Genomic DNA, 14197 nt, shown 5'->3' on the forward strand with positions numbered 1-14197 from the left:
TTCGGGTCGCGGCGGCGATCTTTCGCGCCGGCTTCAACAAGGGGGTGCTGATGGGACAGATCGCACAATATGCCATCAACGGCCTGATGAGCGGCGCGATCTATGCGCTGATCGCCGTCGGGATCGTGTCGGTCTACAAGGCCACCAAGGTGGTGAATTTCGCGCATGGCTACCTGATCATGTTCGGGGCCTATTTCTACTACACCTTCGCGGTGATCTTCCCGGGGATGGATTGGGCGCCCGCTTGGCTGGCCAGCTGGCAACCGGGGTGGATGACCGAAATGCGCGAAGGGCTGACGATGTTCTCGCCCATGGGCGCGGTGCTGGACTGGGCAGCGAACCTGCCGCGGATCGTGTTCGGTCTGGCCGGTGCGCTGGTGTGCAACGCCATTCTGGGCCGCATCATCGAACGGGTGCTGATGCGCCCGCTGATGGGGCAGTCGGTTTTCGCGATGATCATGGTGACCGTGGGCCTGATCTCGATCCTGTCGGGCGGCGCGCAGCTGATCTGGACGGCGGATGCGGATTTCGTGCCGACCATCGCCCCCAACACGCCGCTGCGGTTCGAGATGTTCGGGACGATGATCTTTCTCTTCGGGGCGGATCTGGTGAACATGGTGATCGCGCTCTTGATGTTCGGCGGTATCGTTCTGTGGGTGCGCTACACCAAGGGCGGCATCGCCATCCGCGCCACCGCAGAGGATCAGTCGACCGCCTATTCGATGGGAATTTCGGTGCCCAAGGTGTTCAGCCGCGCCTGGGTTCTGGCCTCGACCACCGGGGCCATCGCGGGGGCGATCCTGGCTACGCGAAACGGCATCTCGCCCTCGCTTGGCCTGTTCGGGTTTTCGGTGCTGGCGATCGTGCTGATGGGGGGCCTCGACAGCTATGTGGGCGTCTTCATCGCCGCGATGTCGGTCGGCGTGCTCGAAGCGATGACGCAATGGAAAATGGGCGGCGACTGGGCCGAGATCGTGCCTTACGTCACCGTGCTGGTGGTGCTGATCTGGCGCCCGCATGGCCTGTTCGGACAAAAAGAGGTTGAACGGATATGATCAACGCAAACCTCAAGGCCAGCTATGGCGCCGACGAGCGGGTGCTCGACAATCGCTACAAGCAAGGGTTCGTCTATGGCATGATCGTGCTTCTGGCGCTGTTCACGATGGGCGCCAACGACTATGCGATCCTGATCGCGTCCAAGATGGGGCTGCTGCTGATCGCGGTGGTGGGGATCAACGTTCTGACGGGCTATACCGGGCTGGTGTCACTGGGGCATGGGGCCTTTGTCGCGATCGGTGCCTATGCCGTGACGATCTTCAACAACGTGTTCACCGGCACGCTGCCCGCCGGGATCATGCCGTTTCTGTCGGTGCCCTTTGCCGTGGCGCTGGCTGCGGGCATCGGCATCGTGGTGGGCCTGCCGTCGCTGCGGGTCAAGGGGCTGTACCTGGCTGTCACCACGCTCAGCGCGAACTTCATCGTCATCTTCCTGATCGAGCAGGAGGTCTTTGCCCCCTGGACAGGCGGGATGGTGGGCCTGACCACGAATGTGCCGAACATCCTCGGCTGGGAGCTGGATACCAAGCGCGAGATGTTCGGCCTGATCGCGGTCGTGGGCCTGGCCACGATCCTGATGGCGCAGAACCTGATCCGCACCCGGGTGGGCCGGGCGTTCATCGCGATCCGCGACCGGGATTATTCGGCGGAAATCCTCGGTATTTCGCTGTTGCGCTACAAGCTGACCAGCTTTGCCATCTCGGCGGCGTTCTGCGGGTTGTCGGGCGCGCTCTTCGCATTCTTCTATGCCCGCATCCTGCCAGAGCAGTTCGAGCTGAACCTCAGCCTCGAGCTTGTCGCCGCGCTTATCATCGGGGGCATGGGCCGCACCATGGGGCCGGTGTTCGGCGTCATCATCATCGTGATGGTGCCCGAGGTGATCAAGATCACCTTTGGCGCGATCACCGGCGACGCGGCCGGCATGGCGCAGTTGCGCGCGCCGCTGCAGGAAATCGCCTTTGGCCTGTTGCTCGTGGTGTTCCTGCTGAAGGAACCGCTTGGCATCAATCAGATCACCGACAGACTTCTGCGTGCTGCAAACCGTTGGCCGTTTGCCCGTGGATAATTCAATCAACAAGGCCACACTCAGGGAGCTTTACACATGAAACTCAACCGACGTTCTTTCCTAGCCTCCTCTGCGGCGGCGACCGCCGTGATGGGCACACCGATGATCCTGCGCGCGCAGCCCAGCGAATATGTCGTGGCCTCGTCGCTGCCTCTGACGGGTCCCTTCGCCACCGCGGGCCAGCTGGTATCGCCCGCGCTCAAGATGTTCGAGGCGCTGGTGAACGAGGATGGCGGCATCGGCGGTGTGCCGATCCGCACCACGATCGAGGACAGCGGCTACGTACCCGCCAAGGCGCTTGCAAACTACCAGCGCGCGCTGGCGACAGAGCCGAACATGGTGATGTACTACGGCGACAGCACCGGCTTCATGAAGCTGGTGGCGCCCGAGCTGAAGGGCGAGAACGCGACGCTCATGGGCTCGACCTCCTTTGCCTCCGACCTCGCCAATCCGGCGGAAAACCCCTACCAGTACCTGCCGGGCCCCTCCTACGAGGATCAGGTCGACATCCTGCTTCAGAACATCAAGGATGCGGGCGGCACCACGGTGGCGTTCATCTTCTCCAACACCGAATTCGGGCGTGACCCGATCGAGCATGGCCGCAAGCGCGCAGAGGAACTGGGCATCAAGGTCGTGCTGGAGGAAAGCACCAAACCGCAGGGCGCCGATATTCCCACGCACGTCACCAAGCTGGCGCAATCGGGGGCCGAGCACTGCATCCTGCAAGGTTATGTCACCGGCGTCTGGCCGCAACTGATCGGCGGCGCGCGCCAGTTCGGCCTGCCGACGCAGTTCCACGGCACGTTCTGGGGTATGGAAAAGCTGATCGCGGACCGCGTGACCGCCGAAGCCGGGCCGTTCCTCAGCGGCTATTCCGGTGTCATGCCCTACCGCTATTCCTACGACAGCGCGGATGCACCGGCCTACCAGCGCTATGCTGCGTTCCAGAAAAAGGCATTCGCGGGTACGCCGCTGGAAAACTACATGCCGACCTGGGGCCTGCAGTCGCTGGCGTCGCTCAACCTCGGGATCGAGGCGCTGCGCCGCGTGGCCAACAAGGGCGAGGAAATCACCGCGGACCGCGCGGCGGAAGAACTTGCCGGCATCAGCGATTTCGACATGGGCGGCTTTTTCGGCGGCCCGGTCACCATGAAGGACAACAAGATCGGCACGGGCCGCGTCTATACCTACGATGCGGAAACGACGCTGTTCACGCCGTCCTCGGACTGGCTGACCGTCTGATCCCACACGACTGTCACGTCCCGGCCCGATGCGGCCGGGGCGCGGCCCCCCTGACCGACCGGAGCCCCCAATGCTGACGATTGAAAACATCGAAGTCACCTATCACCACACGGTGCAGGCCCTGCGCGGCCTGTCGCTCGAGGTTCCGGATGGCAAGATCGTCACGCTGCTGGGCACCAACGGCGCGGGAAAGACCACGACGCTCAAGGCCGCGAGCAACCTTCTGGCGCTGGAGAACGGCGAAGTGGGCGAGGGGCGGATTTCGTTCAACGGCCAGTCGATCATGTCGATCCAGCCCGACCGACTGGTGCAGCAGGGGTTGTTCCATGTCCGCGAAGGGCGCCGGGTGTTCACCGAGATGACGGTCGAGGACAACCTGATCGCGGCCTCATACGCGCTCGATCAGCGCAAGGTGAAGCCGGACTACGACAAGGTTTACGACTTCTTTCCCCGGCTCAAGGAACGCCGCCGCCAGGTCGCGGGCTACCTGTCGGGCGGCGAGCAACAGATGCTGGCCTTTGGCCGGGCCATGATCGCGCGGCCCGAACTGATCCTGATGGACGAGCCGAGCCTGGGCCTTGCCCCCAAGATCGTCGAGGAGATCTTCGACACCATCAAGCGGCTCAACACCGAGGACGGCACCTCTATCCTGCTGGTGGAGCAGAACGCGGGCGTGGCGTTCGGGGTCGCGGATTACGGCTATATCATGGAAAGCGGCCAGATCGTCATGGAAGGCGACGTGGCCAAGCTGCGCAACGACAAGGACATCCAGTCATTCTATCTCGGGATGTCCGACGATGGCAGCGACGCGCGGCAATCGTTCCGCGACGTGAAACACTACAAGCGCCGCAAGCGCTGGCTGAGCTGAGGGAGGACGCCATGCCGTTCGATCAGAAAGACGAAAGCTTTGCATCGCTGGTGCAGATGGTGGCCGATCACGCCACCGCGCGCCCCGATGGCGTTGCCATGCGGCAAAAGGAATTCGGCATCTGGAACGAGGTGACATGGGCCGGCCTGCAGGAGATCATGCAAGCGACCGCCGCCGGGCTGATGGATCTTGGACTGGAAGCGGGCGGTCACGTCGGCATCCTGTCGGAAAACCGAGCCGAATGGGTGCAGGCGCAGTTTGGCATCGCGGCGGCCGGTGGCGTCGTCGTGGGCATGTACCCCACCAGCCCCGCGGCCGAGGTCGAACATTTGGTCAATGCCTCCGACACCACGATCCTGTTCATCGAGGATCAGGAACAGCTCGACAAGATCGTGGATCTGGAAGGCAAGCTGCCCAACCTGCGCCAGTTGGTGGTGTTCAACCCCAAGGGCACGCGCGGGCAGGACACGCTCGGCCTGCTGAGCTTTGACGACCTGTTGACGCGCGGGCGCCGCGCGCTGCAGGGCCCGATCGCGGATGACCTGCGCGCACGCGGCGCCGCGATCGCCCCGCAGGATACCGCGATGATGGTCTTTACCTCCGGGTCGACCGGCTTGCCCAAGGCGGCGGAGATTTCATACGGCAACATCCACGCCGGCAGCCGCAACGCGGCGGATGTGTTTGGCGACTACGGGCCCGGCACCGACGTGCTGAGTTATCTGCCGCTGTGCCACATCGCCGAGCAGGCGGTGACGGTGATCAACGCGCTGAGCCGCCAGTTCGTGATGAATTTCGGCGAAAGCCTGCGGACCATCACGCTGGACTTGCGCGAGGTCGCGCCGCAGGTGTTTTTCGGGGTGCCGCGCATCTGGGAAAAGATGCAGGCGGGCGTGATCGTGCAGGCGCAGACCGCCGGGCGGGTCCGCCGCCCGCTGGTGCAGATGGCGTTGAAGGGCGCGCAGGCGCGCGGCGCGAAACGCCGCGACCGCTGGAGTGCGGGCGACAGGGCGGCGCATGCGTTCTGGGACACCCTGGTCTATCGCCATATCCGCAGCTACCTGGGCCTTGGCCGCACGACGTTCGCCATTTCCGCCGCAGCCCCGATTTCGGCCGATCTGCTGGCGTTCTTCCGTGGTATCGGCGTGAACATCCGCGAAGCCTGGGGCATGTCGGAGACCACTGGCGTGGGCACGATCCAGCCCGCCTGGGGCAACTGCGACGGGCGCATCGGATACGCCGTACCTGGGGTCGAGACCAAGATCGCCGAGGACGGCGAGGTGTTGTTCCGGGGCGATACGATCTTCAAGGGGTACTACAAGAACCCCAAGGCCACCGCCGAGACGATCATCGACGGCTGGCTGCACACCGGCGACGTGGGAAAGATCGCCGACGACGGATCGCTGAGCCTGGTGGACCGCAAGAAGGACATCATGATCAACGCGGCCGGCAAGAACCTGTCGCCCGCGCTGATCGAGAACGTGATCAAGGCCAGCAATTTCATCAAGGAAGTGATCGTCATCGCCGACAAGCGCCCCTATGTCAGCGCGCTTGTGCAGATCGACATGGATACTGTGCGGCTTTGGGCCGAGGGGCAGGGGATCGCCTATACCACCTTCCGGTCGCTGGCCGAGAACCCCAAGGTGCAGGCGCTGATCGATGCCGAGGTCAACACCCAGAACCAGAACCTTGCCCGCGTGGAGCAGATCAAGAAAGTGTATCTGCTGCCCAAGGAACTGGACCACGACGATGGCGAGGTGACTGCGACGATGAAAGTGCGCCGCGCCAAGATCTACGAGATTTATTCCGATCAGATCGAAAGCCTCTACGCCTAACTGTTTTCCTGCATAGAAAACGAACCGCAACATTCGAATTTTGCGGTCACCGGGCCGTGAGGTCCGTGCCTGTATGCGAAAGGGGAGTAACGTCACCCGCGCGGACAGGCTGCGGACAGGCTGTGGTCAGGGGGTTCCGTGCCGCGACACGAGGCAGTCGGTCAGAGCACGCCGATTTCCGCCAGCGCCCTGTTCAGGTCGGCGGGCAATGGCTCTTCGCTCTCGCGGCCCTTGGGCAGGTCGGGCGGTGCGTCGGCGACCGGCAGGTAACGCCAGCCCTGGAACGGGCGCTTGACGCTGCCCTGGGTCCGGACAAGCTCGGGGTCCAGCACCACGGCGCAGCGGCGGATGCCGTCCGTGCCGATGTATTCATCCAGCCGCAGCACCGTTTGCCGGCATTGCACGACCCCCTTGATCACCCAATAGATCGACCCCCCGTTCAGGATCTCCGCCTCGCGTTTGGGCCACATGCGCGTGACGTGGCGCGGCAGCCCGTCGGGGGTCTGTGCGCGCCTCGACGACTGCCACGCGGCAAGATCGTCTATGGTCTCGGTTCCCACCGACAGCTTGATCAGATTCACGGTTTTTGTCATCGTATCCACCCCACGGGCGCGACACTATTACGCCCTCGCATCCGAAGCTAGTGCCCATGCCGTCGCACACAAGGTGTTGAAGCCTACCCGCGTTTGGGGCTATCTGTTGTGCCTGCCCTCAACCCAAGGAATCGTCGCATGACCCGATTTGCCGCCCCAATTGCCGAACAGATCTGGGATATGAAATACCGCTTCAAGGCGGCGGACGGCACACCGAAGGATGTCACGGTCGAAGACACCTGGCGCCGCATCGCGCGTGACCTGGCGCAGGTCGAGAATGACCCGAAGCTGTGGGAAGACCGGTTCTTCGCCGCGCTGGAAGATTTCAAGTACCTGCCCGCCGGTCGGATCACCGCAGGTGCCGGCACCGCGCGGCGCGTGACGCTGTTCAACTGCTTCGTGATGGGCACGATTCCCGATAGCATGGCGGGCATCTTCGACATGCTGAAAGAGGCCGCGTTGACCATGCAGCAGGGCGGCGGCATCGGGTATGATTTCTCGACCATCCGGCCCAAGGGCGCGGATGTGCTGGGCGTGTCGGCGGATGCGTCGGGGCCGTTGTCGTTCATGGATGTCTGGGATGCGATGTGCCGCACGATCATGTCCGCAGGGTCGCGTCGCGGCGCGATGATGGCCACGATGCGCTGCGATCATCCGGACGTCGAGGATTTCATCACTGCGAAATCCGATGCGGCGCGCCTGCGGATGTTCAACATGTCGGTGCTGATCACCGATCCCTTCATGGATGCGGTCAAGGCCGATGGCCCGTGGGACCTTGTGTTCGGCGACAGGGTCTATCGCACGGTGCAGGCGCGCGATCTGTGGAACAAGATCATGCAGGCGACTTATGATTACGCCGAGCCGGGTGTGATTTTCATCGACCGGATCAATGCGGCCAACAACCTGAGCTACTGCGAGACCATCGCCGCCACCAACCCCTGCGGCGAACAGCCGCTGCCGCCCTATGGCGCCTGCCTTCTGGGGTCGATCAACCTTGCGCGGCTGGTCAGCGATCCGTTCGGCGATGCCGCCCGGCTGGACGAAGCGGCGCTGAACGATCTGGTCGCGGTGGCCGTGCGGATGATGGACAACGTGGTCGATGTCTCGCAATTCCCGCTCGAGGCGCAGGCGCGCGAGGCGCAGGCCAAGCGGCGCATCGGGCTGGGCGTCACCGGGCTGGCCGATGCCCTGCTGATGCTGGGCCTGCGCTATGGCTCCGACGCGGCCGCCGCACAGACGGAAAGCTGGCTCAAGGCGATCGCGCGCGCGTCCTATTTGGCCTCGGTCGATCTGGCCCGCGAAAAAGGGGCTTTTCCGCTGTTCGATGCCGATGCCTACCTCGCGTCCGGCACGATGAAGAACATGGATGACGACGTGCGCGAGGCGATCCGCGAACATGGCATCCGCAACGCGCTTTTGACCTCCATCGCGCCCACGGGCACGATCAGCCTGTATGCCGGCAACGTCAGTTCCGGAATCGAGCCGGTGTTCGCCTATGCCTATACCCGCAAGGTTCTGCAAAAGGACGGCAGCCGGACCGAGGAGGAGGTGGTGGACTACGCGGTGCAGATGTGGCGCGACCTGAAGGGCGATGCGCCTCTGCCGGATTATTTTGTCAACGCCCAGACGCTGGCGCCGCTTGATCACGTCAAGATGCAGGCCGCGGCGCAGAAATGGGTGGACAGTTCGATCTCCAAGACGATCAATTGCCCCGAGGACATCAGCTTTGACGCGTTCAAGAGCGTCTACATGGAAGCCTGGGATTCCGGCTGCAAAGGGTGCACGACCTATCGGCCCAACGATGTCACCGGATCGGTTCTGACGGTCAGCGAAACCACCGATACAGCGCCAGGAGAGGCACCGGCCCAGGTGCAGGGCGTCGACGAGACCGGCGAGGTCGTTTACATGTCCGAGCCGCTGGACCGCCCCGAGCAGCTTGAGGGCAATACCTACAAGATCAAGTGGCCGGACAGCGAGCACGCGATTTACATCACCATCAACGATCTGGTGGTGGGCGGCCATCGCCGCCCCTTCGAGGTCTTCATCAACTCCAAGAACATGGAGCATTTCGCCTGGACCGTGGCGCTGACGCGGATGATCTCGGCGGTGTTCCGTCGGGGCGGCGACGTATCGTTTGTGGTCGAAGAGCTGAAAGCGGTCTTTGACCCGCGCGGCGGCGCGTGGATGCAGGGAAGATACATCCCTTCGATCCTCGCTGGTATCGGCGGCGTGATCGAACAACATATGATCGCCACCGGTTTCATCGCGGGCGAGGGCATGGGCCTGAAATCGGATCCGCAAGCCAAGGTGGTCGGTCTCGACGCGCCTCGCGGCAAAGCATGCAGCAGCTGCGGGCAGTATGATCTGCGCATGGTCGAGGGATGCATGACCTGCGGAAGCTGCGGATACTCCAAATGCGGTTGAGCCTTTGGGCGTGGCTGTTTGATCTGACCACCAGTTAGTGGCCAATGGCGGGCCCAAAATGGCCATTTCGCAAGCATATGCAGTCAATCGGGCGGAAACGCCCGATTTCGCTTATCTGATCGCATGTGTTGCGCGGATGCAGGTTTGCCTCTGTCCTTGGAAACATCGGGCACAGATTGCAGGGCCCAGCACCAGTTTCAAATGTCTCTTGCTCAGCTTCCCAAGGCGTGAAGTTTTCTACCGTCAACCCTTCATGGGGTCTGAGGCAATTGAGATGACAGGCCTCTCGAAGCTGAGCGCGAGATCTGAAGCATAAATATTCGCCTTGAGTGCGTAGAGATGCCGACGCGAGCTGATGATGTGTAGACACAAAATTGGGCAGCTCGCGCCACCGGCCGTCAGTGTTTTTCGATACCCTAAAGAGCTTGTCGGCGGCGCGAGGCGTCCCCGGTGCGAGCGCAGGGCGTCGTGCGTCTATTCATTGCTGTCAGAGCGCGTGTAACCGTGGGTGCCCGGGCAAGCGTTCCGGCGCTCGTTGTCCAAAGCCATGAATCCCCCACTGGCTGCTGGGATCCTCGCAAAAGGGACACCCTGCACGCGACGCCGCAAGGCAGGACGTGTTCGACTGCATCGCGATGTTCTACAACCCGAACCGCAAGCCCACAAACAACGGCACGCTGTCGCCCGTTGACTACGACGCAAGACAGCAGAAACTGAATTAGGCAGGTGTCTTGGAAACCAGGGGCACCTCATGGCCGAGGACGGGGAAGAGGACGAGATCTCCGGCTCTACCTCCGACCGTCGCTGGAGGGTAGCGCAGCGCAACAGATCAAAGGCGGGGCGCAGGATCAAGGCAGCATGAGGACCGTTTCGAGGCAGGCGACCGCGTGAAAGTCTGGACTGTTGCGCCGCTGCACTAGGCGGCGCGCCGCGCAGACTTTAGTCAGGAAAGGCCGGGGGGCCATACCGCAGGAAAGATCTTGATGTTTCGGAGTGTTTTAGCGTCGGCATGTGCCGTGTGTCTTGCCGTCACCGGTGCCCAGGCCGAAGAACGCACACGCCTTGGATACGGTCGGTTGGTGACCAATGATTTCTTCGGCGATGGCAAAGACCGCTGGCGCACCGGTTCGATCACCTCTTCGCGGATTTGGGGGCGGCGGGCGCCCGAGGGCGCGCGCGGGTTTGGGGATCTGATCGAACTGCGGCTGGGGGCCGAGATCATGGCCCCCGGACACCTTGGCGGGCGGCCCGATCCGACGGATCGCCCCTATGCCGGGACATTGTCGGTCGGGGCGCATACGCATTTCGCGTGGCACGGGTTCGAGATGTCCACCGGCGCCGATCTGGTGTTTGTCGGCCCGGCCACCGGACTTGGGTCGTTTCAACGGGAGATGCACGATCTGCTGGGCATGCCGCGTCCCTCGGAAGCGCAACTGGACGCGCAGATCGAAAATGCGGTCCGGCCCACTGTCGTCGTCGAGATGGGGCGCAGCTTTGCTTTCGGCGATCGGATCACGCTGCGTCCTTTCGTCGAGGCGCGCGTTGGGGCCGAGACATTGCTGCGGGCGGGCGCCGACCTGACCCTGGGCCGTGTGGGGCAGGGTGAACTGCTGATCCGCGAGACCGCGACCGGCCAGCGATACCGAACGGTCCAGGCTGCCGATCCGGGCTTTTCGCTGGTTCTGGGCGGCGACATGGCGGTGGTCGAGGACAGCGTCTATCTGCCGGAGGATCGCGGCTACGACCTGACCGACAGTCGCGACAGGGTCCGCGCGGGCGTGCATTGGCAAGGCGAAAGCGCATCGGCTTTCTATGGCCTGACCTGGCTTGGAGAAGAGTTCAGGACCCAAGGTAGCGACCAGATCGTGGGATCGGTGCGCATCAACCTGCAGTTCTGATGGCGGGAGGGATCCGACGCCTGTGAGGCCGCCACATGAAGGTCTAATTGCAACACTCTGAATCCCTGCACTAATCAGGCTTCCCACGGGCTGCCGCCTTTGCTAAGCTCACGGCAATAAAAAAAGACAATGGCAGGCATACAGGCAATGAAGACGGGCTTTCGTGGCACGTTTGTCATCTCCTGGTCGCAGACAGAAGTAGACGGCCTAGAGGCCGCGCCGGTGCAGTCGCTCAGTGTGGGCGCGGCGTGGTCCTGGCGCGGGGACGCTATCCGCGTGGATGGGCCGTCGGATATTTTGCGACTGGATCGGGCAGACGGCGCCGACAATCTGCGCAAGCGCGCGGCACGCATGGTGCACCGCCTTGTGGGCGCGGCGCTGGATCCGCAGTCCAAGCCCCTGGTGATGGATGAACCGCAGCGCGATGCCCCGTTGATGGACAGCAGTTTCGTCGTCACGGACGGCGCCCAAAGCTATACGGTGACATTGATCGAGGTGGGCCGCGGGTCACAGCCCCTGCTGATGTTCCTGGACGAAATGCCGCCCCGAAACTGCGATCTGTGGATCGTGCATCACACGTTGGGGGCTGGGCCCGCCAACGTGATGGGCCCCGAAAGCGGCGGCGTGATCTGCTTTACACCCGGCACCTTCATCCAGACGCCCGATGGCCCGCGCCGGATCGAGGAGCTTTGCGTGGGCGACCGGGTGCAGACCAAGGACAATGGCCCCCAACTCATCGAATGGGTGGGCAGCCGGCGGATGACGGGGGCGCGGTTGTTCGCGATGCCGCGCTTGCGCCCTGTGCGCATCCGCACCGGCGCGCTGGGGGTCGACCGGCCCGAGCACGAATTGCTGGTCTCTCCCGAGCATCGGTTGCTGGTGAAGGGCGCGGTGGCGCAGTCGCTGTTCAATACCGCTGAGGTTCTGGTGACGGCCAAGGACCTGGTCAACGGCACCACGATCACCGTCGATCTGAAAGTGCCGCAGGTGACGTATATTCACCTATTGTTGCCCAGCCACCAGGTGCTCTGGGCCAACGGGGTCGAGACCGAAAGCTTTCATCCGGCGAATGCCGCGCTCAGTACGCTGGATGATTTCGACCGCGCGCGTCTGTTGGCCGAGCATCCCGACCTGGAGTTCGACCCGCACACCTACGGCGGCTATGCCCGCCGCAATCTCTCGGCATCGGAAGCGGCGATCCTCAACCACGCGGCGTAGTCGTTTTCAGCTCGGAAACCGGACCGGCATGTTCGGAAATTCCGCCAGCGCCGGTCGTATCCGGTGCTAGTCTGAAAACCCCTCCGTGCCCGTGTCTTGCGGATTTCGGGCCAGATGCTTGGCCTTGATGGCTTGCGTGGTGTCGCGGCTGCCATCGTGGCTGTAGCCGGGCGGGCCAAACGCATAGCCAAGCCGCGCACGCAAGCCGATGCCCGGTTGCAGCGCGTCGCGCATCAGGGCGATCCATTCGTGAAACGCCACGCGGACGGGATTGAACGTGCCGATGTTCTGCACCAGCCCGTAATCGGGTTTCTCTGTCGCCTGTTCGGGCACGAAGGTGCCGAACATCCTGTCCCAGATGATGAAGACCCCCGCATAATTGGCATCGAGATACCGTGCGTTGCGCCCGTGGTGCACCCGGTGATGGCTGGGCGTGTTCATCACGGCCTCGAACCACCGGGGCATCCGGCCAATGGCCTCGGTGTGGATCCAGAACTGATAGATCAGGTTCAGGCCGCCCACGAACAGCACCATCGCCGGATGAAACCCCAGCAGGATGAGCGGCGCGCGGACCACCATCATCAGGGTGAATGTGCCGGTCCAGGTCTGGCGCAGCGCCGTGGTCAGGTTGTAGTGCTGGCTGGAATGGTGGTTGACGTGGCTGGCCCAGACCCAGCGGACACGATGCCCGAAACGGTGCACCCAGTAGTAGCGCAGATCGTCCAGCACGAAGCACACCAGCACGACCCAGACGGACGTGCCCAGATCCAGCGGCGTCACCGCCCAGAGCGCCATGAAAAAACCGTAGGCCACAAAGCCCAGCACGATCCCCGCCGCGACATTGCCCGCCCCCATCAGCAGCGAGGTCACCGCGTCGCGCGTCTCGTACCGGCCACCGCGCCTCCTCAGCACGATCCAGCCCAGTTCGACCAGGATGGCCAGGATGAAGAAAGGAACGGCCAATTGCACCACGTCGGGATAGGTCAGGTCGCTCATGCGGCAGTCTCCAGCCTTTTGGCCCACACCGGGCGTTCATCATGTCCAAGGGTCAGCGTGACGCGCGGCGCCCCGTCATCGGCAAAGCGCAGGGACAGCCCACGCCGGTGCGGTGTCACCCGTGGCGCCGTCAGGACGCGCGCCACCGTATCGGCGCCAAAGCACCACACCAGGCCCGTGCCCCGGTCCAGCGCGATCAGCGCGGCGCGACGATCGTCGCTCAGCAGAATGTCGGCAGGAGGGTCGTCGGGATAGGCGCGCAGCCACGCCCTGCGCGCGCTGTCGCGCGTCAACGGCGTCACGCGCGACAGCCCCAGCAGATGCAATAGCCCCGCGATGACGGCGATACCGCCGATCACGAGAATGAGCAGGATGTGCAATGGCATGTATCCGGTCCTCCGCCCCGCCGACATTTCAGAGCCAGCGGCGGTGCGCCGTCAAGGGTGACGCGGGGACATGAAGTCTTCGGGGTCAAGGTCCAGCCGCGACCAGTCCCGCCAGGGGACCTGCAAGAACCGCAGCGCGTCGTTGGCGGTGTCAAAGCGTTCGGCCCTGAGCTTGGGCGTCGGGGCCAGCACGCCAGCCATGAACCGCTGGGCGATCTCGCGCCCCGGCGCGCGGGGTGCATAGCAGGCGATACGCGGGGACATATCGTTGCGGGCATACATGCCTCTGATCAGCGCGATCAACCCATCGACCTGATCGTCGGAGATGTCTAAATGGGTCAGTTTCGAAAAATCGGTCAACTCCCGCACCAGCGCAGAGCCCCGGTCCAGATTTTCGATCCGATCGAAAAACGTCGTCACATCCTGCACCGCGACACCGCCCTTGATGGCGGTGTGCAGCAAGCCGATATCTTCGTAGAAACGATATTCGATTGGCACGGTAACATCGTGAACGACCAGGACAAGACCCGACCGTAACGGGTTTTTCACGACCTGTCGATCCGTCGTGCCGACCAGCAAGATCCGCGATGCCCGGCCCGAGAGCGGCGAACGGCCCCG

At 63.4% G+C, this 14197-nt stretch carries 12 protein-coding genes; 8 read left to right on the forward strand and 4 right to left on the reverse strand.

The features are described from left to right. Window positions 1–50 precede the first annotated feature (50 nt). The 5 genes from FDT80_RS12445 (at window position 51) to FDT80_RS12465 (ending at window position 6064) form a co-directional block, all read left to right on the forward strand. A complete protein-coding gene (locus tag FDT80_RS12445; RefSeq protein ID WP_138662639.1) occupies window positions 51–1055 on the forward strand; it encodes a branched-chain amino acid ABC transporter permease in 1005 nt (334 codons plus the stop codon). Continuing rightward, window positions 1052–2122, forward strand: a complete 1071-nt coding sequence (locus FDT80_RS12450; RefSeq protein WP_138662640.1) for a branched-chain amino acid ABC transporter permease — start codon at window positions 1052–1054, stop codon at window positions 2120–2122. The genes FDT80_RS12445 and FDT80_RS12450 overlap by 4 nt, the downstream gene beginning before the upstream one ends. Before the next feature lie 36 nt (window positions 2123–2158). After that, window positions 2159–3364, forward strand: a complete 1206-nt coding sequence (locus FDT80_RS12455) for an ABC transporter substrate-binding protein (protein ID WP_138662641.1) — start codon at window positions 2159–2161, stop codon at window positions 3362–3364. A 70-nt stretch (window positions 3365–3434) separates the two neighbouring features. Further along, complete coding sequence (locus FDT80_RS12460; RefSeq protein ID WP_138662642.1) at window positions 3435–4232, forward strand: ABC transporter ATP-binding protein; 798 nt, start codon at window positions 3435–3437, stop codon at window positions 4230–4232. An 11-nt stretch (window positions 4233–4243) separates the two neighbouring features. Then, window positions 4244–6064, forward strand: coding sequence for an AMP-dependent synthetase/ligase (locus tag FDT80_RS12465; protein ID WP_138662643.1), 1821 nt, complete (start codon window positions 4244–4246; stop codon window positions 6062–6064). Between the two features lie 161 nt (window positions 6065–6225). Here FDT80_RS12465 and FDT80_RS12470 read toward each other — a convergent pair whose 3' ends face one another. Continuing rightward, window positions 6226–6657, reverse strand: a complete 432-nt coding sequence (locus tag FDT80_RS12470) for a DUF1489 family protein (RefSeq protein ID WP_138662644.1) — start codon at window positions 6655–6657, stop codon at window positions 6226–6228. A gap of 138 nt (window positions 6658–6795) precedes the next feature. Between FDT80_RS12470 and FDT80_RS12475 the strand changes: the two genes are divergently transcribed. The 3 genes from FDT80_RS12475 (at window position 6796) to FDT80_RS12485 (ending at window position 12197) form a co-directional block, all read left to right on the forward strand. Continuing rightward, a complete protein-coding gene (locus FDT80_RS12475) occupies window positions 6796–9081 on the forward strand; it encodes an adenosylcobalamin-dependent ribonucleoside-diphosphate reductase (RefSeq protein ID WP_138662645.1) in 2286 nt (761 codons plus the stop codon). A 983-nt stretch (window positions 9082–10064) separates the two neighbouring features. Continuing rightward, a complete protein-coding gene (locus tag FDT80_RS12480) occupies window positions 10065–10979 on the forward strand; it encodes a lipid A-modifier LpxR family protein (protein ID WP_138662646.1) in 915 nt (304 codons plus the stop codon). 147 nt (window positions 10980–11126) lie between these two features. Then, window positions 11127–12197, forward strand: coding sequence for a Hint domain-containing protein (locus FDT80_RS12485; RefSeq protein WP_138662963.1), 1071 nt, complete (start codon window positions 11127–11129; stop codon window positions 12195–12197). 66 nt (window positions 12198–12263) lie between these two features. On the opposite strand, the gene FDT80_RS12490 is transcribed toward FDT80_RS12485, so the two are convergent. The 3 genes from FDT80_RS12490 to FDT80_RS12500 are packed head-to-tail and all read right to left on the reverse strand — an operon-like array spanning window position 12264 to window position 14128. After that, window positions 12264–13193 (reverse strand): sterol desaturase family protein, encoded by a 930-nt coding sequence (locus tag FDT80_RS12490; protein ID WP_138662647.1) that lies wholly within the window; start codon window positions 13191–13193, stop codon window positions 12264–12266. Then, a complete protein-coding gene (locus FDT80_RS12495; protein ID WP_138662648.1) occupies window positions 13190–13579 on the reverse strand; it encodes a hypothetical protein in 390 nt (129 codons plus the stop codon). Before FDT80_RS12495 ends, FDT80_RS12490 begins: the two co-directional genes overlap by 4 nt. Before the next feature lie 51 nt (window positions 13580–13630). Continuing rightward, window positions 13631–14128, reverse strand: a complete 498-nt coding sequence (locus FDT80_RS12500; protein WP_138662649.1) for a hypothetical protein — start codon at window positions 14126–14128, stop codon at window positions 13631–13633. Window positions 14129–14197 lie beyond the last annotated feature (69 nt).

This window comes from Sulfitobacter sabulilitoris, assembly GCF_005887615.1.
Classification (GTDB): Bacteria; Pseudomonadota; Alphaproteobacteria; order Rhodobacterales; family Rhodobacteraceae; genus Sulfitobacter_E; species Sulfitobacter_E sabulilitoris.